Here is a 22,195-nt window from a genome sequence, read left to right as displayed (position 1 = left end):
GGTATCTACTCACAATCGGGTCCCCCGAGAGATATGTCTTGTGCTCGAAGCGGTCAGTACAGCCCCATCGCCTCGATCTGTTCCTGGTAGCGGTTCCGGATGGTGACCTCCGTCACCTGCGCGACCTCCGCGACCTCGCGTTGGGTCTTCTTCTCGTTGCACAGGAGCGAAGAGGCGTAAATCGCGGCCGCGGCGTAGCCGGTCGGCGACTTCCCCGAGAGCAGCCCCTGCTCTGCGGTCTTGTCGATAATCTCCTTCGCCTTCGCGCGCACCTCGTCGCCGGCGTCGAGCGAGGAGCAGAATCGCGGAACGTACTTCTTGGGGTCGACCGGCTCCATCTCGAGCCCGAGCTCCTGTGAGAGATACCGGTACGTGCGACCGATCTCCTTGCGCTCGACGCGGGAGACCTCCGAAATCTCCTCCAGCGAGCGCGGAATCCCCTCCTTCCGGCAGGCGGCGTACAGCGTCGCCGTCGAGACCCCCTCGATGGAGCGGCCCCGAATCAGGTCGTCCTTGAGCGCGCGCCGGTAGATGACCGACGCGACCTCGCGAACCGAGCGCGGGACGCCGAGCGCGGAACTCATCCGGTCGATTTCCGAGAGCGCGAACTGGAGATTGCGCTCGCCGGCGTCTTTCGTCCGAATGCGTTCCTGCCACTTCCGGAGCCGGTGCATCTGGCTCCGCTTCTCGGAGGAAATCGAGCGCCCGTACGCGTCCTGATTCTTCCAGTCGATTTGGGTGGTCAGTCCCTTGTCGTGCATCGTCTGGGTCGTCGGCGCACCGACCCGGGACTTCGACTGTCGTTCGGAGTGGTTGAACGCCCGCCACTCCGGCCCCCGGTCGATGTTCGACTCCTCGACCACGAGCCCGCAGCCGTCACAGACGACCTCGTGGTCGCCGGTCGTCACGAGCGAATCGGTCCCACACTCCGGACAGGCGTCCTCGACCTCCGTCGTCTCCTCACTCTCGCCGGTTTCGCGGGTTCGGGTGCGCTCGCGAGTGGGTCGTGTCATCTTATGTCTTCCCACACCCGAATGTGGTATAAAACTATCCGGGTATCTGACCTCTCGAAACGGGGCGAATCCGCCCACCGAGGGGTGTCTGACGCGCTGTCGTTCCCGTCTCTCGTCCCCGATTTATATACCCGTCCGCGGCCGGGTTCCCGCGACACGACAGCCCTAACGCCGTCGGTCGGAAACTCCGTCTATGCCCGTCATCGAGTGTGACACCGCCGACGCCCGCGACCGACTCCGGGAGGCCGGCGTCGAGATTACGCCCGGCAACACCGACCACGAGCAGTGGCGCGCGACCGACGGCGACGCGACTGCCGTCGCGTACGAGGGGAAGGTGGTCGTCCAGGGCCAACAGACCGACCGGCTGGTGGGTCTGCTCCGGGGCGGCGGCGGTCGCGCCTACGTCTACTTCGACGGGGCGTGTCGCGGCAATCCGGGGCCGGCGGCCATCGGCTACGCCATCGTCACCGGCGACGGCATCGTCGCGGAGGGGGGCGAGCAGGTCGGCCGGATGACAAACAACCGGGCGGAGTACGAGGCGCTCATCCGCGCGCTCGAAGCGGCGACCGCCCGCGGCTTCGACACGCTCGAAATCAGGGGGGACTCACAGCTCGTCGTCAAGCAGGTGCGCGGCGAGTGGGACACGAACGACCCCGACCTCCGCGAGCGCCGGGTCCGCGTCCGAGAGCTGTTGTCCGGGGTCGACTGGTCCATCGAGCACGTTCCGCGAGAGATAAACGAGCGGGCCGACAAACTGGCAAACGACGCCTTCGATGCTTCCCGATGATATCCGCGACGAGGCGGAACGCCTGACGAAACTCGCCCGCGAGGTCGAACAGCGCGCCGACCACGACGCTCCCTTCGACGGCGACGACCCGACCGTCTCCGAGGCCGACCGCTACCGACAGCGCCGGGACGAACTGCTCGCCGACCACGACTACGTCGCCAGACTCCGCTCCGGCGACACGGACACCCACCTGGTCTTACACCCCGACGACTGGACCGACGAGGAGGGAACCGTCGTGATGGAGCGCGTCGACACCGACGAGGCAATCGAGCGCCAGCTGTCGGGAACGGGCGACGGCGACGACTGGCACGCGGTCGAAGAGCACAACCGCGCCGTCGCCGACCGTATCGAGCGCGAACACGGCGAGCTACACGGCTACAACGCCCACCGGCTCGCCGACTTCGCCGGCAACCACTACGCGAAGCCCATCGAACAGCTCACGCCCCCCGAGCGACGGGAGTTCATCACCGACTACTATCCGCGCAACGCCTTCCCCGACGAGCAACAGCGGGCCGCACTGGAGGAGTCGGTCGAACTCACCGTCGAGGCTGCAGAGTCGACGTAGCCGCGGCTCCGCGGCTGGTGACTCGGAGAAACAGACTCAGACTCAGTTGAGTCGTGCTTCGAGCGCTTCGACGCGCTCCTCGTCGGCCGTGAACTTCTCGAACTCCCACGCGTACTGGTCGAGCAGCACGTCGATGCCCTCCTCGGTGAGTTCGTACTGATTCGTCCGCTTGTCGAGTTCGCTCTTCTCGACGAGCCCGAGTTCGACGAGGTCGTCGAGATTCGGGTAGAGCCGGCCGTGGTTGACCTCCGTCCCGTAGTACTCCTCGAGTTCGCGTTTGATGGCGAGCCCGTAGCGTGCCTCCTCGGCCAGGATGGTGAGGATGTTCCGTTGGAACGCCGTGAGTTCGCTTGCGATGCCTGGGGTGCCCGTAACTGATTGTGCCTCTGACATGGTACTGTTAACGTCGTTGACGTATTTAACACTTGGCGAACATCCGTTCTACCCGTCGGCTCGCCGTCGTGTCTACCACCGTGTACGTCTCGATAGGCTTTAGAGAGTTTCGGTAAGCTCTTCAGGTATTATTCACGGAATATCGGGCGTACAGAGTAATCGAAAGTGGTTTTTGACAGCCAAACCCAGCGCGGAGTATGGCAAATCTCTGGGAAGACATGGAGACGGGACCGAACGCGCCCGAGGAAATCTACGCCGTCGTTGAGTGTCTCAAGGGCGAGCGCAACAAGTACGAGTACGACAAGGACATTCCGGGCGTCGTGCTCGACCGCGTGCTCCACTCGAACGTCCACTACCCCTCGGATTACGGGTTCATCCCGCAGTCGTACTACGACGACGAGGACCCCTTCGACGTGCTCGTGCTCGTCGAGGATCAGACGTTCCCCGGCTGCGTCATCGAGGCGCGTCCCGTCGCGCTCATGAAGATGGATGACGACGGCGAACAGGACGACAAGGTCATCGCCGTCCCGAGTGAGGACCCCCGCTACGACCACATCACCGACCTCGAAGACATTCCACAACAGCAGCTCGACGAGATCGAGGAGTTCTTCGAGACGTACAAGAATCTGGAGGAGGGCAAGGAGGTCGAGACGCTCGGCTTCGAGAATCAGCAGGCCGCCTTCGACGCCATCGAGCACGCCCAAGAGCTGTACGACGAGCAGTTCGCGTAGCGCGACTCGCCCAAACGCTCATACCGGGTCGCCGACAGAGTCGGCCGTGCAGGTCGTACACGAGGCGTCCGGCGAACCCATCGCGACGACCGTCGACGTAGCCGACGGCCTTCTCGCCCGCGCTCGCGGGCTGATGTTCCGGCGGTCGATTCCCGACGACTACGCGCTCGTCTTCGAGTTCACGGGCCAGTCGACGCGGCACCTCCACATGGTGTGTGTCCCGTTCGACATCGACGCCGTCTGGCTCACCGACGGAGTCGTCCAGCGGGTGAAACGACTACCCGCGTGGACCGGTCGCGGGAGCGCCGTCGCCGACACGGTCATCGAACTCCCCGCGGGCGCGGCCGACGGCGTGGAGCCGGGCGACCGCGTCACGGTTGCTCAGGCCGGCGAGAGCCGAAGCTCCCACGTCCAGTAGTCGCCGACGACGAGCAGGAGCCGGTAGGTCTCACCCTCGTAGCGGACGTACTCGGCGTCCGGCATCGGCGGTCTGTCGGCACCCAACTCCGTGTAGTAGCCGCCGTTGAGCGCCGCCGCGACGACCTCACGCTCGCGCTCGCTCAGATTCGCCGCGTCGACGACCGTGGCGCTCGGCTCCGGTTCGGCGACTTCCGTCTCGACGCCGTAGGTCGCGTACAGGTCGCCCTGGGTGAGCGACACCGCGTACCGCGTGCCGTCGTAGCGGACGTACTCGGCGTCGCGGAACGCGTCCACCGCGTCGGGCCCAAATCGCGTCTCGGGGACGTGTGGCGAGTCGGGCAGGAACCGGACGGTCCCGTTCACCGCGGCCCGGACGACCGCTTGGTCGCGCTGTGAGAGGTCGCTGTACGCGACGGTCGTCGGCGTCTCGGTTGCGGTTCCCGGTGTCGGGTCGGGCGTCGGACTCGGACTTGCTGTCTCGGTCGGTGTCGCGGCCGGCCCGCCGGTACAGCCGGCGACGAGCACGAGCGCGACGAGGAGGAGGGCGGCGCGCATACCCGGATTCGTTGACACGCTGGTAAGTGTCTTCGGGCGTATCCGTACTGTTTTGTCGAGAGACGCGCCTACATCGGGTGTGAGCGACGACGAGTATCTCGTGGAAATCAAGCGGTCGGCCCGGAAGGTGTCGCCCGACGCCGGCCGGTGGGTGCGCGCCCACGGGACGCGGCGAGCGTTCGCCACGAAGGCGCTGGCGGCCCAGTGGGCGCGCATCATGTCCCCGCCCGGACGTACGGTCTGGGTGCAGGACGCCGCGCCGTGGGACGAAAGCGACGTGGACGGCTACGTCGTCGGCGGGCGGCGCGTCCCCCCGCGCCGCGACCCCGACCCCGGCGAGCAGGAGTCGCTCGCCGACGTCGAGTAGGCCGGCGCGAGCGTGAATTTATGCTCGCGTAGCCGCGAGAGAGGGTATGGGAAGTGACGGCTCGGAGTTCACGCTCAGCCGCAAGCGCGCGCTCCGCGGGATTCTCCCGTTTCTCGCGCTCGGCGTCGCCGACGTGATTCTCCTCTTGGAGTGGGGGCTCGACCCGCTGTGGGGGTTCATGATTCTGCCGCCCATCCTGATGATTAGCGTGCTCGGGTGGGTGGCGTTCCGCGGCGGCATGATTCGCAACCGCGGCGTCGAACCCGGCGACGACGACCCCGACGGGCAGTAGCCGTCAGTAGGTCGGTGCCGGCCGGTACGACTGGTCGCGCGCCACCACCGTCTCCGGAGTCACCCGAACGAGTGTCGCGGACTCGGGCGGCTGCTCGATGTACGTGCGAAACCGGTCGTCCCACGTCTCTCGTCCTGTGCCCAGATACTTCGCGTACAGTCGCTCTGCACGCTCGGCGTCGAACGGCTCCAGCGTTGCCGTTCCGCGCACGCCGACGTGTTGGATGAGTCCCCGCGCCGGCTCTGAGTCCACGACGCCGACGGCTACTCTGTTATCATCGTCGATGCGGTCGGTGAACGTGTTCGACGCGCGGTCGGCGTCAATCCAGACGGTTTCGCTCTCCTCGTCGTACAGGAACCACACCGGCGAGTCGCGCGGCCCGTCGGGGCTCGCGGTCGCGATGTGGGCGAACAGCGGGCGCGCGAGGAACGTCGCTATCGGCACCCCGAGGGTGTCCTCGACGATTTCCATGCACAATTCTTGCCACATCCGCACTTAGCGGTTGAGATGTCGGGACGACAGTCGAAGCGGTCGCTCAGTGGATGGCTCCGTGAAAACGCCGAGAGTGAGATATTGAACCACGCGACGACGCTCGCGTTGCTCGTGTCGTCTCTCGTTCAAACTCACGCGGCGGTCTCCGGCGCGGTAGCTCACGGGTTCGCTATCGCTCACCACGTTCACTACGGTGTGTCGGAGGAACGCCGAGAGTGAGATTTGAACTCACGTGTCCGTGAGGACAGTAGATTTCGAATCTACCGCCTTGGCCAGGCTAGGCTATCTCGGCTCACCCGCACGTCTGCCGGGCGCGAGTTTAGGGATTACGATTCCGCTGGGTGACCCGAAGTTTCTTGTATTGGTATGACTTACCACGGATGATGCTAATCGAGTTCCTCGCGCCGTCGGTGAACGTCACGCCCGGCGACGAACGGGTCCGACACGAACAGCAGGCCCTCGAAACCGAGGCCAGACAGCGATAGTTCGCGGAGTTTCGCCGTGAAACCGGTCGGAATCCTCATAGCGGCCGCCTGCCAAGGACAATCAGATGACAAGCACACCCCGAGTCACGAGCGGGACGGACGGGCTTGACGATGTGCTCGATGGGGGGTTCATCCGCGGGCAGACGGCCATCGTAAGCGGTGGGCCGGGTACCGGAAAGACGGTGCTCGCCCTGCAGTTTCTCGCCGCCGCGGACCGCGGGCTCTACATTGGCTTCGAAGAGCGCGAGGAGGATATCCGGGAGAACGCCGCCCGACTGGATATCGACCTCTCGAACGTCGAAATACTCGATCTGAGTGCCGACGGCAGCCGTTTCTTCGAGAGCGACGACGAGTACACCATCTTCCCACACGAGGAGGTCGAAGGCGAGGCGCTGCTCGACTCTATCGCCGACGAAATCGACGATATCGAGCCGGACCGACTCGCCATCGACCCGTTGTCTGAACTTCGGTCGCTCGTCCCCGACGACTACCGGTTCCGGCGAAATATCTCCTCGCTGGTGAACGAACTCAAGGCACGCGACATCACGACGGTCTGTACGACACAGGCCGTCGCAGCCGGCAGCGACTGGGACCTCCAGTTCCTCGGCGACGCCACCCTCGAAATCGACCGGACGACGAACCACCGCTCGCTCGAGGTGACGAAGTTCCGTGGCTCGGATTTCGCAAACGGCAAACACACCTACCGGATTCGCGGCGACACCGGCGGTCGCATCTACCCGAAGCTCGTCCCCGGCGAGCACCGCCGCGAGACCGACCGCGAACAGCTCTCGTCGGGCGTTTCCGAACTCGACGCTCTGCTCGGTGGCGGAATCGAGCGTGGCTCCGTGACGGTCATCTCCGGCCCGTCGGGCGTCGGCAAGACGACCCTCGGCTCGCTGTTTCTCCGGTCGTCGGCAGCCGGCGGGACCCCCTCGGCCGGCTTCCTGTTCGAGGAGCTTCGCGACGATTATCTCTACCGCGCCGACCAGCTCGGACTCGGCGTCGGCCAACTGCACGCGGACGGCCCGCTCCGGCTGTTCGAGGTGGAGTCGCTCACCCAGAGCCCCGACGAGTTCGCGGCCGACGTTCGCGAGGCGGTCGAGGGCGGCGTCGAGGTCGTGATGATAGACGGCATTCCGGGCTACCGGCTCGGGCTTCGGGGGAGCGACACCGAACAGGAGCTGACCCGCGAGCTTCACGCCCTGTGTCGGTATCTCAAGCGCATGGGCGTCACCACCATCCTCATCGACGAGGTTGGGAGCCTGGCGGGGTCGCTCGACGCCACCGACGAGCGGGTGAGCTACCTCGCTGACAACATCATCTTCCTCCGGTACGTGGAGATGGACGGCGAGATACGGAAGGTGGTCGGCGTCCTGAAAAAGCGGTTCAGCGACTTCGAGCAGTCGCTGCGCGAGCTGCGTATCGACACCGATGGCGTCACGCTCGGTGGTGCACTCACCGACCGACGCGGCATCCTCACCGGCGTCCCGGAACGAATCGAATAGCCGATGGACGCGCACCGCCGGTCCGACACGGACGACGGCGCGGTGCGGGTTGCCCTCGGCTTCGACAGCGGCCGGAACCGCGAGCTCCTCGCTCAGCTTCTCGCCCAGTACGACGTGATCGAGTTCGAGGCGTCGGTCCCCGAGGAGACCGACCTGTGTATCGTCGACGAGGGGGCGTTCGCTCGGCTCCGCGACGCGCTCACGGAGTGGAAGGCCGACAGCCAGCCGACCGCGGCTCCCGCACTGCTGGTCGCGACCGGCGACGAGACGGCGCTGTGGGAGGAGTACGGCGACGCAGTCGGGACCGCCGTCGACGCCATCCAGTCGATTCCAGCGCCGAAACGCGCAATCGAGACCCGCGTTTCGGCGCTGTTGGAGACGCGCGAGGAGTCGAAGCTCGCGACCGACCGCCGCAACCAACTCGAACTGTACGGGCGGGCGATGGACGGTGCCGAAATCGGTATCATCATCACCGAGGCGGACGGCGACTACCCGGTCGTCTACACCAACGACGGCTTCCTCGACATCACGGGCTACGACCGCGAGGAGGTGCTCGGTCGCAACTGCCGGTTCCTGCAGGGGCCCGACACCGACGAGCAGACGCGCACGGAACTGCGGGAGGCACTTCAGTCCCGCGAGCAGGTCAGCGTCGAGATTCTGAACTACCGGAAGTCCGGCGAGCCGTTCTGGAACGAGCTCGAAATCGTCCCCGTCACCGAGGACGGGACCGTCTCGCACTTCATCGGTTTCCAGCGGGATATCACCGAGCGAAAGTCCAGAGAGCGAATCCTCCAGCGCCACCAGCGAATCGTCCAGTCGGTGAGCGACCCGATTCTGGTGCTCGACCCCGCGGGAACAATCGAGTACGCCAACGACGCCGCCGCACAGGTGTTCGGTGCCGGCACGACTGACACGGCGATAACGACGCTGTTCGACGAGGAGCAGGCCGGCGAGCTGATGGACACGCTGATGCTCGCGCTCGCACGCGACGAGACCCACGAACAGGAGCTCACGCTGCCGGGCGACCGCCACACCTACCAGTTCCGCTTCCAGCCGGAGACGCTGGAGGGGAGCCGGCGGGTCATCGTCGTCGCGCGCGACATCACCGACATCCGCCGCCAGCAGGAGCGACTCTCCGTGCTCGACCGGGTGTTGCGCCACAACCTCCGCAACAAGCTGAACGTGGTGGCGGGCCACGCCGCGACGCTGACGGACGCACCCGACAGCGACCCGGAGACGATACAGTCCGCGGGCGAGCGCATCTCCGCGGCCGCCGACAGCTTACTCGATATCGCCGAGGCGGTCCGCGAGTTCGGCGACGAGACCAGTATCGACGGACAGACCGGCCAACAGCGGGACCTCGCGGCGCTGGTCGAACAGACCGTCCCGCGGCTCGAAATCACCTACCCCGACGCCAACGTCGAGACGGTGACGCCGGAGTCGGCGATGGCCGTCTGTCCGGACCAAATCGAGTTCTGTCTGGACAAGCTGTTCGACGACGCCATCGACCGCAGCGGCGAGGCGTCGAACATCACCGTCTCCGTCATCGACCGGGCGGACGTGGTCGAACTCCGGGTCCACGACGACGGCGAGACGATGCCACAGATCGAACGCAACGCGCTGATGACCGGCTCCGAGACGCCCCTGGAACACACACAGGGTATCGCGCTGTGGCTGGTCAGGTGGGCCGTCGAGGGCGTCGGCGGACAGTTCCGCGTCGACGCCGAGAACGGGACGACGGTGACGCTGTCGCTGCCGGCGGGCTAAGCCGACGCGTACGCCTCGACGCCCCGAACCAGCGGCCGGAGGTACGAGTCGCGGTAGGCGTCGATGTCGGAATCGAGCAGGTCGAATCGCTTGTACACCATCGCGCTCACGATGTCGCGAAACTCCTCGACGGTGAGCTGTGACACCGGCCGTCCGGAGCCGGGCGGACAGTCCGCCGGGCGAATCGGGAGCATCACGAACGTGTCTGTCGGGGCGTCGTCGGCGACGAAGTGGAGCGTCCCGACGCTGCCGTCCGGGTTCGGCTCGTGGACGGCGACGACGCCGGCGTCGGTCACGAACGGGTCGGTCTCGGTGTCGACTTCCAACCCGAGCACGACGACGACGAACTCGGCGTCGGCCGGCACCGCCTCTGTGAGCCGACCGAAGGCGTCGTCGAACCGGTCGCGAAACGCCTCCCCAGAGAGGTCCTGTAGCTCGTTGTACAGCGTTCCGACGCTGCGGCGGTCGTCGCCGAGCGCGTCGGCGAGGTCGGGCGGTAGGTCGTGTTCGATGTCGAGACGCGCTGTCACGGGCGTGTGTTCACGTCCTGAAACAAGCCCCTGTCGTTATCACCGTTGACGCCGTGTACGCTGTATGAACGAGCGGGGCCAATCATCGACGCTCGGGGCGGTGTTCGTCATCGCCATCACCGTGGCCGCCGCGACGGCGACCGTCGGTGCCGCCGTGTACACGCTCGACGAGTCGCGCACACAGGCCAACGAGGAGCGTGCCGGCATCGCGGCCGCACAGTTCGATTCGGCGGCCGCCCTCGTCGCCTTCGGCGAGACCGGCAGGACGACGACCGTCGGTATCGGTAACGCCGACAGCATCACCGTCACCGACGGCGGGTCGATTTCCGTCGTCGCGACCGCGGACGACGGGACCACACAGACGCTGGTGGATGAACCCCTCGGCGCGGTCGAGTACGCCACCGACGGTGACACCCTCGCGTATCAGGGCGGCGGCGTCTGGCGACAGGGCGACGACTACGCGCGGATGGTTTCGCCCCCCGAATTCGACTTCAACGACGACACGCTCACCATCCCCGTCGTGAGCGTGACCGCCGACAATCTCCCGGCGCGGTTCTCGGGCGACAGCGTCCGACTTGCATCGGGTGGAAGTGAGGCGACGTACCCCTCCCCGGAAAACGGTGTCAACCCCGTCGAAGACCGGCAGCTCACCGTCCGGGTCCAGAGCGACTACTACCGGGCGTGGGGCCGCTACTTCGAGCGCCGAGTCGGCGGTGACGTGACCGTCGACGATTCGACCGAGACGGCGAGTGTCACGCTGAAGACCGAGTACGACAACACCATCTCCTACGGCGCGGCCGCCACCGGCACCTCCGGCTTCAATCTGAAGGGTGGCGGCGGCTCTCGCACGTTCCTCGACAGCTACGACTCCACCGAGGGCGCTTACTCCGAGAGCAAACTCGACGACGGCCGCATCGTCGCGACGAGCAACGTCAACATCGGCGGCGGCGTCACCGTCTACGGTGATGTCATCGTTCCCGAGGGGAACTACGTCAACGTCAAGGGCAACTCCGAGATTCGCAACGGCGAAATTATCAAACAGTCGGTCGAGGTGCAACGCTCCGGTGGACGCGTCACCCAGCGCGTCTCGAGTGCACGCGACGACAACGACAACGGCGACGTCGCCGCGCTCGTGGACGACTCGCTCGCCGGTGACGGCGACGTGACGCTCTCTGCCGGCACCTACTACATCGACGGGGAACTCCAGTTGAACGGCCGGACGCTAACGCTCGAACCGTCCGCAGACGAGGAAGTCACCCTCGCGGTCACCGGGAACATCGACGTTTCCAACGGCGGTGAAATCGCCGTCGCCGGCAGCAACGACAACGCCGCCAGACTCTACACGACCGGCGGCAGCGTGACGATGAACAGCGGCGACGTCTCCGTCCCGGACGACGCCTCGCCGCGCTTCTGGCTCTACGGGACCGACGACTTGACCGCGACGATGTCCTCCGAGTCGCGGTTCGTCGGCATCTTCTACGCGCCGGGCGATGACTCCTCGCTGGATATGCGGTCACAGAGCGAGATATTCGGTGCGATGGCCGTCGGCAAGCCGGACCTCAAGTCCGGGTCGACCATCCACTACGACCTCGCCGCCAAGGGGATACCGGCGTACGACGGCGACGTGACGATATTCTCGTATCTCCACGTCTCGCGCAACACGGTCGTCGTCGAGGAGTCTTAACGCAGTTCGAGCCCGGTCGTGAACTCCTCGATGATGAGCCGTCGGGTCTCGTGACTGTAGACGACTGTGCCGTCGCTCGGGTCGTCATCGACTGCGGTGAGTCCCTCGCGCTGGAAGTACCGGTTCCACGCAGCCGCCCGCTCTGGCGTCGTCTCGACGGTCACTTCGACGGTGTAGGGTGTCCCCGCGCTCGGGCCGGCGGTCCGGTGGTCGAGCAGCTCCTCGTTTTCCGTGTCGGCGACAATCTGGACCGGCGAGCCGGTGGAGACGCTGTCGGCTCCGGTCAACAACACGACCGGGAGATTCGTCCGCTCGTCGCCGAAGTGGAAGGGTGGCTCGGCCGTCATCGCGACGCCGCCCGTTCCGCTGCGGAACCGCGCACCGAGCGCCAGCCCGACCGACTGGTCGTCGATGGTGTGGGTAAAGCGGCTGCTGGCCGACCCGTAATCGAACAGGTCGGACCCGCCCTGCGAGACGACGATATCCACGTCGAGCCGACCACCCACCGAGAGCGTCCCCCCGTTCGGCTTCAACTCCGTCGAACGACGGGGGACCCCCGTCTGATACACCGTCTCGATGCTCTTGTCAAGGATGGCGACGCCGCTCTGTGCGGCGTCGATGCGGGCGTTCTGTTGGGTCGTCGTGACGGCACCCAGCCCGTCGCCGAGGACGAACGCGATGGTCACCGCCACGACGGAGAACACGAGGATGTAGCTGAGCACCTCCGAGACGCCGCGCTCGTCGCCCGTCATCGCTTTTCACCCACGGACAGCCCGTTCTCGTCGTACCGGACCGCGACGTCCGTTCCCTGCGTCGCCGAGTCGACCAGCGGCCGGGTCGTCGAGACCGGCACCCGAACCGTGACTGCCGGGTCGGCCGTCGACAGTATCAGCTGTTCGTTGCTCGCGTCCAGTCTAATCCGGTAGTTCATCCCGACGGCCCGCTCGGGCACCGCCGGCTCGACGTACACCGTCCCCTCACGCGTCGCCAGCGCGTCGGCCGCGGTGAGCTGTGAGGCCACCCGCTCGCCGACCACGGTGAGCTGGTCGCGAACGGCCTGCTCCTGTCGTCCCTCGACGAAGGTGCCGACGCCGGTGATGAGACCGGTGATGAGCAGCGTCGCCACGCCGATGGCGAGCACGTAGCCGATTGTCGACGACTGGGCGCGTTCGCGCACGTCAGGCCACCCCCGTCCCCTGTACGACTTGAATCGGGTCACCGTTCGAGTCGGTCACGATCGTCGCCGGCTCGCTCCCGTCTGGCGGGACGTACGCCAGCACGTAGATGGTGTTCCCGGCGTCGTTGGTGTCCTGTGCGACGAACATGATTTCGCGGTTGGTCGTTGCCTCGTCCCACTGGAAGCCGGCCGCGGGTGCCTTCTGGGAGACCGATGTGAGTTGCCCGCTCCGTCCGGTCGTCTCGCTGATAAGTCGGAGGCTGCCGGAGCCGTCGACTATCGGTGCACGCTCGACGCCGTCGCGGTCGAAGTCGCGGGCTGCTCCCATCCCGATTCCGGCGTTTTGCCCGACGCCGCCGTTGGAGACGAGGACGTTGTCGCTCGCGCCCTCCTCGTAGAATCGAAGCTGTTGGCTCGTGTCCGCAAAGAGGATGTCCGGCGTCCCGTCGTCGTCCATGTCGGTGACACCGCCGATTGCGCCGACGCCGTTTCCACCCGGGTCAAGCCCGATCTGTGCGGTGTTGCCCGCCGCGTCGACGCGGTAGGCGTTCCCGTTTGCGGTCGCGTACAGAACCGAGAACTGCCCGTTCCAGCGGTCGATACCGATGAGCGCCTGTGTCGTGTCGGGTGCTTCTGGGGCACTTGCAGACACCAGCGTCTGCTTTTCGCCGTTTGCATCCACGATACGGAGCGAGCCGTCACCCGCGACGTACGGAATCTCGGCCACATCGTCGGCGTCGATATCGACCTGTTTCGGACCGATTGCCTGTACGTCGGTCGCGTCGTAGGTCGTGACTGTGCCGTCCGGAGTAATCGACCGGAGCGTGTTCGCACCGCCATCTGGTGCGACGTAGACGACCGCATCGCGGTCGGTGTAGGACGGTTCGGGTACGCCGAGCGAGATGCCGCGACCGTACACCGTCGGCTCGTCGGGGGCGACCCTGACGCTGCCACGACGGGATAGCTCGGCCGTGTCGTACGTCGCCGGCACGTTGACCGCATACACTGCCGGGCCGGCGTACGGCTGGCGGTCACCCTCGGGCGGATAGAAGTTCGCCGTCTGCACGTCCGTGCTCGCACTCGTCCCCGTCGCGAGCGTGAGTTCGTAGCTGCCGGCAATCTGGTCGCCGTTGCGGAAGGCGATGTCGGCCGGCTGTGCGAGCTCCGGCGCGAACGGGAACACCTGTCGCCCGTTCACCTCGCCGGTGGTCACGTCGACCGCGATGGGGTCGTTCGAGCGGTGGCGGATATCGACCGTGCCGTCGGGCGCGATCGTCGCGACGGTGAACTGGCCGCTCGTCGAACTCTCGAAGACGTGGACCGCCCACGTGTCTCCGTCCTGTCCGGTGAGTTCGACGTGGAAGGTGTCGGCCAAGACGGCCGCACTGTCGCTATTGGAGTCGGACACGTCGTAGAGCGCGTCAATGTCGTCGGTCTCGAGTTCGAACTGCCGGACGGTGGCGCTCTCCGCGAGCGTCCAGTCGGGCGAGTCGGGGGTCGCACCCGCCTCGCCGAGCGCGAAGTAGCGGTCGCCCGACACCGGCGCGACGCGGAACGGTGGCTCGTTCGTGCCGTCGCCGTCGGTGTCACCGGTGCGGCCGCCGCCGTTCGCGAGCGTCTCGTCGACGGTGACGGTCTTCCGGAGAGTGTCGGTGTTGCCGGTCGCGTCGCTCACGTCGAGCGCGACGACGTAGTCGCCGGCGTCCGCGGGCGTGAATGTCGTCGTCTCCCCATCGGGCGGCGAGGGCAAGACCGTCCCGTCGGGTGCCTTAATCCACCAGTCGTAACTTGTGATGTCACCGTTCCCGTCTGTCGTCGCCGTCGCGTCGAGGACGACCTGCTCGGTCGCGACCGGCACCGTCGGCGAGTGGGTGAATCGCGCCCGGGGGGGCACCTCGTTCGCGTCGTCGGTCGCGTGTGCGGCGACCCACGCGGTCACGGTTTCCGTTGCACCGGTATCGGTGTCGGTGACGGTGAGGGTCACCTTCCAGAAGCCGGACTCTGGGAGGGTGAAGCCGCTCGGAGTTTCGCCACTTTTCGTGATGGTGTCGGTCCCCTCCGTCAGGGTCCAGTCGTACGAGAGGTCGCCGCTCGTCTCGTCGTAATCTTCCGTCTCCGAGGCGTCGAGGATGAGATTCTCACCGCTATCACCTGCTTGGACCCAACTGTCGTCGTCATCGTCGCCGTAGGTGAACCGGGGCGTGACCGGCCGTTCGCTCGACCCGCCACAGTTGGTGTTCAACGCGGTGAACGCACACGAGGCGTCCTGTTCGATGATGATTCCCCGTTCGATACGGGCGGGGTCGACGCTGGCGTAGGCAGCCTGTCCGCTCGCGTACTGGCGGCCGAGCAGGTCGTTCGTCGCGAACGTGGCGTCGAGCACTGCCTGCTCGACGACGGTTCGGTCGCCTTCGCGCCCGTCGTTGATGCGGTCGAGCGTCCGCCCGAGTTCTCGCGACAGCTCACCCTCGTAGTCGTCGGCGGCGAGGGTCTGGCCCGCCGCGTCGCGCGTCCGCAGGTCGTCGGTGTACAGCGCGCCGTTGAGCACGACGACGAGCGCGGTGAGCGCGATAGCCAAGACTAGCCCGCCGATGAGCAGCTGTTGGCCGCGCTCGCTCACGACTGCCATGCGACGATCTGCACCTCCACGACCGTGTATATCGTGTCGTCGCCGTCCGCGGCCTCGTCGGCGTAGAAGTCGGCGTTATCGAGCCGCGTCGTCGTCTCGTCGCCGTCGGAATCGAGCAGCACGTCGCCGTCGTACAGCGTGACGTGGGTGCTCGCGGAGACGGCCGAATCCGACGGAACGCCCTGGTACACCAGCGACTGGCTCTCGCTCCCGTACCGACCCGTACCCGCCGGCATCGACGCCGGCGGCTCCTCCGGTATCGGCGACCGGATGTAGACGTTGTACGTGATACCGCGTCCGTCGAACGCGTCCGTCAGGGTGTCGCCCAGTCGTATGTCGCGGGCCGCGAGCGCCGCGCCGCTCGCGTACCCCGTCTCGTCTGCACCGTGGAACACGCGGTCCCCGTCGTTCCAGTAGCGGAGCGCCTCGCGGAGTTCACCCTCGCTCGCGGCCCCGGACAACACGTCCGTCGCGAGCTCCTGTTGGCGCTCCTCGAGATACTGGTTCGTCGTCGAGGCCGACAGCGGCGTGATGACCGACGACTGGAGGATGAAGACGACGGCACCCAACACGAGCACCGAGGCGGCGACGCCTTCGAGCGTCCACGTCTGACCGCGGCTCACCACACCGACACCTCCACGCGGACCTGCTGGCCGTCGAGGGTGACGAGCCGTGCCACCGTCGTCGCCCGTTCCGGCACCTCACCCGCCGGTTGACCACGCTCCAGTGTCGTCGGCGGGTCCGACGGTGCACGCGAGCCGTCGCTCGTCGCGACGGTCCCGTCGAGCGTGACCACCTCGCCGCCCTCGCGCACCGCGACGCGGACGTTCTCGTTGCCGATACCGAGTGCGTCGCCGAGCGACCGAGAGCTGTCGTAGACACAGCCGGGGGTGTCCACGTCGGCGAAGAAGCCGAGCGTGCAGGCTGGCGCGAGCGTCCCCGGGTCCGGCCCGGCGAGCATCGTATCGACCAGTCGCGTCGCCGCGCGGTCGGCCACGAGCGGCTGACCCTGTGCCACCTCGAACGGCGAAAACACCGTCGGCACGAACAGGAAGACGAACGACACCGTCACGAGAAAGAGGCTCATGCCGATGGCGAAGTCGATGTTCGTCTGTCCGCGCCGGCTCATGTCGCCAGAAACACCAGCAGTGGGAACGTGATGAGAACGACGGACAGCTTCACGCCGTTGAGCAGCTTCCCCGACCGCATGTAGCCGGCGATAAAGCCCGCCGCGACGGCCTGTATCGTCACGGCGTGGAAGAAGAACATCTCCAGCCGCTGGACGTTGACGCTGCTGCCGAAGCCGCTTCCAGCGCCCGCGCCGGCCGGGCCGCCTCCGCCGCCGCTGCTCGCGCCCGCCGACGCGAGGTCGGCCATCGGCCCGAGGAATCTGAGCTTCAGGATGGCGATGACGCCCAGCATCGTCATGAACGCCATGATGATGATGACCATCTGCATCTGTGCGCCCTGTTTCTGTTCGCGCTCGAGGTCGTCTTGATTCTCGGAGGCCTGTGCGGCCGTCGAGAGCACGTCCGTAATCTCCGAGGAGGCCTCCTGTGCCTCGCTCACGAGCTTCACCGAGCGAGCCAGCCGCGGGAGGTGGAACTTGTTGTTCATCTCCACGAGCGCCTGCTTCACCGAGGTGCCGTAGGTCACCTTCCCGCGGATAATCTCGAACTCCTGGGCCAGCCGCCCGGAGGAGGTGTCCGCGACGGTGCCGAACGACTCAAGCAGCGTCTGGCCGGTGTCGTTTGCCGACGCCAGCTTCCGTAGCGAGTCGGTCAGTTTCCCCGTGATGCCCGACCGCTTCGACTGGCGGAGCTGGTAGAAGATGGCGTACGGAACCCCCATCACGTACACGGGAACGTAGACGAGCACGATCGTCGCGGAGAGATACGACTCCACGAACTCCGGGCGGCTCGTCGGAATCAGCCCCGAGGTGACGCCGAACGCGACGGCGGCAACCGCGACCGGGAGGGTGAAAAACAGCGTGAACTCCGGTCGCTCGCGGAAGAGGACGTGCGGCCGCCGCGCGATGGCCTTCAGCCGCATCCGGCCCTCCTGTGACCGAATCGTGCTGAACAGCGACCGGTCGGTGTCATAGCTCTCGATGGGACCGATGGAGAGAATCGAGTCCGGCTCCTGGAAATCGACGTTCTTCGGGCGGAGGTAGCCGTCGCCGGGGTCGTCCTGTTTCACCGTCGAAATCATGACGATGAACGCCACCGAAAGCAGGGGAATCAGCGCGTACACGGTCCCCGTCAACAGCAGCGTCTTCGGGCCGCTCATCAGCGAGACGGCAACCATCGTGATGATGAGCAGGAGCGGAAACAGCGACAGCGTCAGGTACATCTCCCCGAACAGCTGGAGCGTTTCGAGGGTGGCCTCCTGTTGCTGTTTTGCCGTCCGCATGTGTTTGTCCTTCTTCTGGTCGAGGAAGTCGGTCATGTCACCGCCGGAGGCGAGAATCGAGAGCATGTCCGTCAGGAACTGCGCGAACTCGTCGGACGGGGTCTGCGTCGAGCGGTTCCGGATGGTGGTCCGGTAGGCCGTATCGAAGTAGCCCGTCTCGTTCAGGATGACCTGAAACTCGCGAGACACTTCTCCGTACACGTCGTCCGCCTCGGCGACGGCCTCCAGAATCTCCATCTGGTTCAGGCCGCCGATTGAGAGGGCGTACATGAAGGAGATGGCGTCGGGCATCAGGACGTTAATCTCGCGTTTCCGCTCGCCAGACTGTATCCAGAGGTTGCCGACCGGCGCGCCGAAGCCGACGACGAAGCCGATCGTTCCGAGCAGGAGGCCCGAAAGGAGGAGGAACGACGGAACCTGTAGCGCTTCGAGCGTGGCCGCGAGCGTCGGATTCGCGACGGAGACGTTGACGACCTCCCCGAGGTCGGGGTTGAACACGAGCAGGACACCGTACGCCAGTGCGACGCCGAGCGCCCACAGGGAGAGTCCGAGGATGACACCGTAGCCGAGCGCGACCGCGAGGAACATCTCCACCGGGTCGTCGCGGAGACACTCACCGAGCTTGTCGTCGACGGTCGCGACGAAGTCGGAGTCCTCGCCGAACAGCCGGCGGTACAGCGGGAACATCCGGTCGCCCATCCGCTCGCGTGGCGGGCGTGTCGCGCCAGCGGTCGGCGCGGCCATCAGTCGTCACCCTCGGCTTCGTCTGCGTCTCGTTCCAACTCCGCGAGCGTCTCGCTGGCCGGCTCACCCTCCGTCTCGACCGGCTCGACGGTCACGTCGCTTTCCTCGTACGGCTCGTCGGTGCCGCGGGCCGACGGCTCGAAGTCGAGCCCGACGGTTCCGCTGTCCGCGTCGGTCAGGCTGTCCGGCAGTACGTCGACGAGCACCTCGGTCACGTCCTCGGGCAGCGACTCGCGGTAGTCGGGGAACAGCGACTCCTCGGCCTTCTGCATCACCCCGCGCGTCTCGTCGACCATCGCCTCGTCCGGGTTCGGCCGCGGGACGAGCGCCTCCTTGTCGGGGTCCACGTCGATTTCGACCGACTCCATGTCGCGCAGATTGTCGAGCGTCTCGAACAGCCGGCCGTTGGCCATCAACGCGAGAATCGTGTCCGGGTCGTTGATGAACGCCTGAATCGCCCCGGCCACCTCGCTGTATCTGTTCAGCCCGTTGCGGATGAGATACGCGAGCATGACCTTCCGGATGAACAGCTCGCGGTCGAGCGTCTCCTGTGTCCACCCGCGGTCGAACTTGATGCGTTCGAGAATCGACGGGTTCGGCGTCGGGTCGAACGCGTCCCGTTCGGCGCTCCAGACGAACACGTCCTCGACGTTGATCTCGTTGTTCTCGGCGTCGTAGTCGTTAATCGCCGAGATGGCCTGGTTGCGCCGCACCTTCCGCCCCTCGACGCGGGTCTGTGCCTGAATCGACACCAGATCGAGCGCCGTGAACATCGTCTTCGAGACGTTAATCGGGTCGGTGGTGAACCGCTTCATCACCTCGCCGACCGAGTCGGCGTGGAACGTCGTGTACGTCGTGTGACCCGTCGACATGACCTGGAACAGCGTCCGGCCCTCCTCGCCACGAATCTCGCCCATGACGATGTACTCGGGCCGCTGTCGGAGCGCGGCCTCGAGCAGGTCGAACTCGTCCACGTCGCCCTTGTCGTCGTCCGAGAAGGACGGCCGCGTGACGGAGGCGACCCAGTTGCGCTGTGGCAGCTCCACCTCGCGGGTGTCCTCGATGGAGACGATTTTCGCCTTCGAGGGGATGAACAGCGAGACGGCGTTCAGCGAGGTGGTCTTCCCCGAGGCCGTGCCGCCCGCGAAGATGAGCGACTTGTTGTTCTCGATGGCGAGCCACAGGAACGCCATCTGGTCGAGTCCGAAGGTGTTCCAGTTGATGAGGTCCACTGGGGTGAACGGCACGTCCTTGAACTGTCGAATCGTGTAGTTGGTCCCGTGGTCGGAGACCTCCTTCCCGAGCGTGAGCTGTGCACGCGACCCGTCCGGCAGGGTACAGTCCACCTGCGGCTGGCGCTTCGAGATGCCTTTGCCCGACCGCTGGGCGAGCTTGACGACGAACTCGTCGAGGCTCTCCTCGCCGTGGGTCATGTTGGAGATAATCTGCTCGTACTCCGTGTGGTAGACGAAGACGGGCATGTTGTAGCCGTCCACGGAGATGTCCTCCACGTTGATGTCGTGTTTCACCGGGTCGATTATCTGGTAGCCGATGAAGTCGCGTTTCAGGTAGTAGAGCAGCTTCCGGAGCTGGTAGGTGGTGAGCGTGTCCGCGTCCTCCTCGATGACCGCCGGCTCCGGACGGACCGACCGCCCCTTCAGCTCCGGAAGCTCCGCGGCTGGCGTGTAAATGCTCTCGTCGCGGACGTGTCGCGGTCCCGACTCGTCTTCCTCGTCGCCGCCGAACAGGCCTGAAACCGACGACTTCAGCCGCGTCGGCAGCTCGCCGATGTCGGTGACTCCCGACAGCGAACCGCCGAGCCCGTCGCCGTTCGACTCCTCGTGCTCCCGCTCGGCTCGCGCCTGCTTTACGCCGTACGGGTCGATTTCCTCCGACTCGGTCCCCGCGTCGCCCGACGTCCGGATGTCGAATCGCTCCAAGGTCGATTTGACCTGGTCGGTCGCGCTCGTCTCGTCACGCTCGGCGAGCACGCCGTAGCGGTCGACGTGTTTCATCGTCTCGTCTTCGATGACCTCGGCGCGTTCGACCTCGGTCCCGTCGGTCGCGACGGCCCCCTCGCCGGCGTATTTCAGCGACGAGGAGAGCTTCTCGATGAGGAACTCGTGCATCCCCTCCTCGACGGCGTTGAGATACGGCTCGACGGCGTAGTACTTCAGCTCGTTCGCCGTCGTCGACCGGTAGATGACGATGAACGAGTACGGCTCGTTCACCCAGTAGCGCTCCACCTCCTTCAGATTCGGCTTCTTGTCCATCGGGACCGCCTTCTCTAGGTCGTAGTGGGTGGCGACGCTCTCGTGGCCCCGCGCCGTGGTGAAGAAGCTGTCCTCGTCGAGCGCCTCGGGAACGTTCAGCGTTCGCTCCTCGACGACGGCGTCCAGCTCCTCCGCGCGCGACTGGCCCGCCGAGAGCTGCTGTTCGATGTTGTCGTAGCGGTCGTCGCGAACCTCGACCGCCTCCTCGTAGCGGTCGCTGTTCGACGGGATGGCGTCGAGCGGCCCGAGCCGGAGGTCGTCTCGCCAGAAGTCCACGGGTCGCGTCGCCGGCTCCATCCGGATGATCGCCGGCTCGTACAGGTCCTCGACCCGGACGATTGCCGGCTCGTACTCCTGTGTCGCCGGCGCTCCGTCGCTGTCGTCGGTCGGCTCGTCTGCGTCGTCGGGCTCGATTCGCCGGACGGCAGGCTCGTACTTCTGGGTTTCGACCCGTCGGACTGCCGGCTCCGGCTCCGACACCCACTCGGCGTCGCTCATCGGACCCTCACTGTCCGAACCGCACCGCCGAGACTCACTGCGGTTCGATGACTCTCCATTGTACGCGCATACGCGAGAATCGACGAAAAAGCTGTGGGCGGTTGTTTCTGTACATTTCGCGAGAAAGAATCTGATTTCGCGCGCGAGACACCCGATTCCAGCGTGATAGTCGCTCGCACGGTGCTGGCGTCGCCGGCGCGGTCGCCCGGTGGGGGATTTATACACCACAGGGCCGGAATCTCCGCTGGATGCCAGAGCGCTTCGATACGGGGACCGGGCCCCTCGACCGCGAGCTCGACGGCGGCTTCACCGCCGGCACGCTCGCTGCGTACGTGGCCAGTCCCGCGGAACAGGCGGAGACGCTGCTGTTCCAGCTCGCGACGCGCCGCCCCACGACCTACGTCACGACGGTCACACCCCCCGAGAAGGTGGAGTCGACGGTTGAGTCCATGGCCGGGATGGGTGGCGTCGACGGGCTGGAGGTCGTCTCCTTCCGTCGCGGCGACAGCGTCGAGTCGCTGCTCGACTCGCTGTCGGTTCGCGAGGAGACGTTCGTCATCGTCGACGCGGTGAACGCGCTCGAACACGCCGACCCGCCGACGTACCACGATTTCCTCACCCAGTTCGCGCAGAGACTACAGGCGACGGACTCCGTCGGGATTCTCCACGCCGTCGCGGGCAACGACCTGCCGACGACGCGCGACTGGACCTTACGCGCCGCGGACCTCATCCTCCGGCTCACGGTCGATTACACCAGCATCGAGCCGGAGACGCTGTTGCGAATCCAGAAGACGCGCGGCAAGCGACCACCGGACGAGGCGCTCAAAATCAAGCTCGGCCAGGCGGTCGAAATCGACACCTCCTGGGATATGTGAG

Annotated in this window: 21 protein-coding genes, 1 tRNA gene and 1 pseudogene; 10 read left to right on the top strand and 13 right to left on the bottom strand. The window is 66.1% G+C overall.

The annotated features are described in order from the left end of the window. Window positions 1–53: 53 nt before the first annotated feature. Window positions 54–1,013, bottom strand: a complete 960-nt coding sequence (locus DM818_RS04015; protein WP_075938000.1) for a transcription initiation factor IIB — start codon at window positions 1,011–1,013, stop codon at window positions 54–56. A gap of 193 nt (window positions 1,014–1,206) precedes the next feature. Here DM818_RS04015 and rnhA point away from each other — a divergent pair, with 193 nt between their 5' ends. Both rnhA and DM818_RS04005 read left to right on the top strand, forming a co-directional pair. Then, complete coding sequence (rnhA, locus tag DM818_RS04010) at window positions 1,207–1,800, top strand: ribonuclease HI (RefSeq protein ID WP_075938001.1); 594 nt, start codon at window positions 1,207–1,209, stop codon at window positions 1,798–1,800. Next, window positions 1,787–2,365 (top strand): DUF7108 family protein, encoded by a 579-nt coding sequence (locus tag DM818_RS04005; RefSeq protein WP_075938002.1) that lies wholly within the window; start codon window positions 1,787–1,789, stop codon window positions 2,363–2,365. Before rnhA ends, DM818_RS04005 begins: the two co-directional genes overlap by 14 nt. A 42-nt stretch (window positions 2,366–2,407) precedes the next feature. Here DM818_RS04005 and DM818_RS04000 read toward each other — a convergent pair whose 3' ends face one another. Further along, window positions 2,408–2,758 carry a PadR family transcriptional regulator gene (locus DM818_RS04000; RefSeq protein ID WP_075938003.1) on the bottom strand — a complete coding sequence of 117 codons (351 nt, stop codon included), beginning with the start codon at window positions 2,756–2,758 and terminating at the stop codon, window positions 2,408–2,410. 197 nt (window positions 2,759–2,955) lie between these two features. On the opposite strand from DM818_RS04000, the gene DM818_RS03995 reads away from it, so the two are divergent. Beyond that, a complete protein-coding gene (locus DM818_RS03995) occupies window positions 2,956–3,489 on the top strand; it encodes an inorganic diphosphatase (RefSeq protein WP_075938004.1) in 534 nt (177 codons plus the stop codon). A gap of 46 nt (window positions 3,490–3,535) precedes the next feature. Then, entirely contained in the window at window positions 3,536–3,907 is a 372-nt protein-coding gene (locus tag DM818_RS03990; RefSeq protein WP_075938005.1) for a DUF192 domain-containing protein, read from the top strand. Here DM818_RS03990 and DM818_RS03985 read toward each other — a convergent pair. Continuing rightward, window positions 3,871–4,464: a hypothetical protein gene (locus DM818_RS03985; RefSeq protein WP_123123790.1), complete on the bottom strand. Its 594-nt coding sequence runs from the start codon at window positions 4,462–4,464 to the stop codon at window positions 3,871–3,873. The genes DM818_RS03990 and DM818_RS03985 overlap by 37 nt on opposite strands. A 79-nt stretch (window positions 4,465–4,543) precedes the next feature. Between DM818_RS03985 and DM818_RS03980 the strand changes: the two genes are divergently transcribed. Beyond that, on the top strand, window positions 4,544–4,831 hold the full coding sequence (locus tag DM818_RS03980) for a hypothetical protein (RefSeq protein ID WP_075938007.1): 288 nt from the start codon (window positions 4,544–4,546) through the stop codon (window positions 4,829–4,831). 46 nt (window positions 4,832–4,877) lie between these two features. Next, window positions 4,878–5,123 carry a hypothetical protein gene (locus DM818_RS03975; RefSeq protein WP_153952348.1) on the top strand — a complete coding sequence of 82 codons (246 nt, stop codon included), beginning with the start codon at window positions 4,878–4,880 and terminating at the stop codon, window positions 5,121–5,123. Between the two features lie 3 nt (window positions 5,124–5,126). Here DM818_RS03975 and DM818_RS03970 read toward each other — a convergent pair whose 3' ends face one another. Then, on the bottom strand, window positions 5,127–5,594 hold the full coding sequence (locus tag DM818_RS03970; protein ID WP_153952347.1) for a pyridoxamine 5'-phosphate oxidase family protein: 468 nt from the start codon (window positions 5,592–5,594) through the stop codon (window positions 5,127–5,129). 228 nt (window positions 5,595–5,822) lie between these two features. Continuing rightward, window positions 5,823–5,907: transfer RNA gene (locus DM818_RS03965), tRNA-Ser, on the bottom strand. A 258-nt stretch (window positions 5,908–6,165) separates the two neighbouring features. Here DM818_RS03965 and DM818_RS03960 point away from each other — a divergent pair. Together DM818_RS03960 and DM818_RS03955 are read left to right on the top strand one after the other, a co-directional pair. Beyond that, on the top strand, window positions 6,166–7,605 hold the full coding sequence (locus DM818_RS03960) for an ATPase domain-containing protein (protein ID WP_153952346.1): 1,440 nt from the start codon (window positions 6,166–6,168) through the stop codon (window positions 7,603–7,605). A gap of 3 nt (window positions 7,606–7,608) precedes the next feature. Then, window positions 7,609–9,372 (top strand): PAS domain-containing protein, encoded by a 1,764-nt coding sequence (locus DM818_RS03955; protein ID WP_123123793.1) that lies wholly within the window; start codon window positions 7,609–7,611, stop codon window positions 9,370–9,372. Here DM818_RS03955 and DM818_RS03950 read toward each other — a convergent pair. Continuing rightward, window positions 9,369–9,902, bottom strand: a complete 534-nt coding sequence (locus DM818_RS03950) for a hypothetical protein (protein ID WP_123123794.1) — start codon at window positions 9,900–9,902, stop codon at window positions 9,369–9,371. The two genes, DM818_RS03955 and DM818_RS03950, sit on opposite strands and share 4 nt — an antisense overlap. A gap of 64 nt (window positions 9,903–9,966) precedes the next feature. On the opposite strand from DM818_RS03950, the gene DM818_RS03945 reads away from it, so the two are divergent. Continuing rightward, window positions 9,967–11,586, top strand: a complete 1,620-nt coding sequence (locus DM818_RS03945) for a DUF7289 family protein (RefSeq protein ID WP_123123795.1) — start codon at window positions 9,967–9,969, stop codon at window positions 11,584–11,586. Here DM818_RS03945 and DM818_RS03940 read toward each other — a convergent pair. The 7 genes and pseudogenes from DM818_RS03940 to DM818_RS03910 all read right to left on the bottom strand — a co-directional run. Further along, the gene (locus DM818_RS03940; RefSeq protein ID WP_123123796.1) at window positions 11,583–12,338 is read right to left on the bottom strand and encodes a DUF7289 family protein; all 756 of its coding nucleotides are present in this window, start codon (window positions 12,336–12,338) and stop codon (window positions 11,583–11,585) included. The two genes, DM818_RS03945 and DM818_RS03940, sit on opposite strands and share 4 nt — an antisense overlap. Next, entirely contained in the window at window positions 12,335–12,763 is a 429-nt protein-coding gene (locus DM818_RS03935; protein WP_123123797.1) for a DUF7266 family protein, read from the bottom strand. Before DM818_RS03935 ends, DM818_RS03940 begins: the two co-directional genes overlap by 4 nt. 1 nt (window position 12,764) lies before the next feature. Then, window positions 12,765–15,392, bottom strand: coding sequence for a PKD domain-containing protein (locus tag DM818_RS03930; protein WP_123123798.1), 2,628 nt, complete (start codon window positions 15,390–15,392; stop codon window positions 12,765–12,767). Next, complete coding sequence (locus DM818_RS03925; protein ID WP_123123799.1) at window positions 15,380–16,018, bottom strand: DUF7288 family protein; 639 nt, start codon at window positions 16,016–16,018, stop codon at window positions 15,380–15,382. Before DM818_RS03925 ends, DM818_RS03930 begins: the two co-directional genes overlap by 13 nt. Further along, entirely contained in the window at window positions 16,012–16,521 is a 510-nt protein-coding gene (locus DM818_RS03920; RefSeq protein ID WP_075938018.1) for a DUF7287 family protein, read from the bottom strand. Before DM818_RS03920 ends, DM818_RS03925 begins: the two co-directional genes overlap by 7 nt. Then, the gene (locus DM818_RS03915) at window positions 16,518–18,548 is read right to left on the bottom strand and encodes a type II secretion system F family protein (protein ID WP_075938019.1); all 2,031 of its coding nucleotides are present in this window, start codon (window positions 18,546–18,548) and stop codon (window positions 16,518–16,520) included. Before DM818_RS03915 ends, DM818_RS03920 begins: the two co-directional genes overlap by 4 nt. Window positions 18,549–18,553: 5 nt before the next feature. Then, window positions 18,554–20,353: pseudogene (locus DM818_RS03910) on the bottom strand (type II/IV secretion system ATPase subunit); the annotation flags it as partial. Window positions 20,354–21,567: 1,214 nt separating this feature from the next. Here DM818_RS03910 and DM818_RS03905 point away from each other — a divergent pair. Next, complete coding sequence (locus DM818_RS03905; protein WP_123123800.1) at window positions 21,568–22,194, top strand: DUF7125 family protein; 627 nt, start codon at window positions 21,568–21,570, stop codon at window positions 22,192–22,194. The last annotated feature ends 1 nt before the right edge of the window (window position 22,195 follow it).

Origin of the sequence: Halosegnis longus (assembly GCF_009663395.1) — an archaeon.
Taxonomy (GTDB): Archaea; Halobacteriota; Halobacteria; order Halobacteriales; family Haloarculaceae; genus Halosegnis; species Halosegnis longus.
This window is presented reverse-complemented; position numbering and strand designations above follow the sequence as displayed.

Excerpts from the sequence above, each read along its gene's own strand:
- DM818_RS03970 (WP_153952347.1), bottom strand. The coding sequence starts at position 5,594 with ATGGAAATCGTCGAGGACACCCTCGGGGTGCCGATAGCGACGTTCCTC.
- DM818_RS03995 (WP_075938004.1), top strand. The coding sequence starts at position 2,956 with ATGGCAAATCTCTGGGAAGACATGGAGACGGGACCGAACGCGCCCGAG.
- DM818_RS03915 (WP_075938019.1), bottom strand. The coding sequence starts at position 18,548 with ATGGCCGCGCCGACCGCTGGCGCGACACGCCCGCCACGCGAGCGGATG.
- DM818_RS03945 (WP_123123795.1), top strand. The coding sequence starts at position 9,967 with ATGAACGAGCGGGGCCAATCATCGACGCTCGGGGCGGTGTTCGTCATC.
- DM818_RS03975 (WP_153952348.1), top strand. The coding sequence starts at position 4,878 with ATGGGAAGTGACGGCTCGGAGTTCACGCTCAGCCGCAAGCGCGCGCTC.
- rnhA (WP_075938001.1), top strand. The coding sequence starts at position 1,207 with ATGCCCGTCATCGAGTGTGACACCGCCGACGCCCGCGACCGACTCCGG.
- DM818_RS03905 (WP_123123800.1), top strand. The coding sequence starts at position 21,568 with ATGCCAGAGCGCTTCGATACGGGGACCGGGCCCCTCGACCGCGAGCTC.
- DM818_RS03985 (WP_123123790.1), bottom strand. The coding sequence starts at position 4,464 with ATGCGCGCCGCCCTCCTCCTCGTCGCGCTCGTGCTCGTCGCCGGCTGT.
- DM818_RS03940 (WP_123123796.1), bottom strand. The coding sequence starts at position 12,338 with ATGACGGGCGACGAGCGCGGCGTCTCGGAGGTGCTCAGCTACATCCTC.
- DM818_RS03955 (WP_123123793.1), top strand. The coding sequence starts at position 7,609 with ATGGACGCGCACCGCCGGTCCGACACGGACGACGGCGCGGTGCGGGTT.
- DM818_RS03960 (WP_153952346.1), top strand. The coding sequence starts at position 6,166 with ATGACAAGCACACCCCGAGTCACGAGCGGGACGGACGGGCTTGACGAT.
- DM818_RS04005 (WP_075938002.1), top strand. The coding sequence starts at position 1,787 with ATGCTTCCCGATGATATCCGCGACGAGGCGGAACGCCTGACGAAACTC.
- DM818_RS04000 (WP_075938003.1), bottom strand. The coding sequence starts at position 2,758 with ATGTCAGAGGCACAATCAGTTACGGGCACCCCAGGCATCGCAAGCGAA.
- DM818_RS03930 (WP_123123798.1), bottom strand. The coding sequence starts at position 15,392 with ATGGCAGTCGTGAGCGAGCGCGGCCAACAGCTGCTCATCGGCGGGCTA.
- DM818_RS03920 (WP_075938018.1), bottom strand. The coding sequence starts at position 16,521 with ATGAGCCGGCGCGGACAGACGAACATCGACTTCGCCATCGGCATGAGC.
- DM818_RS04015 (WP_075938000.1), bottom strand. The coding sequence starts at position 1,013 with ATGACACGACCCACTCGCGAGCGCACCCGAACCCGCGAAACCGGCGAG.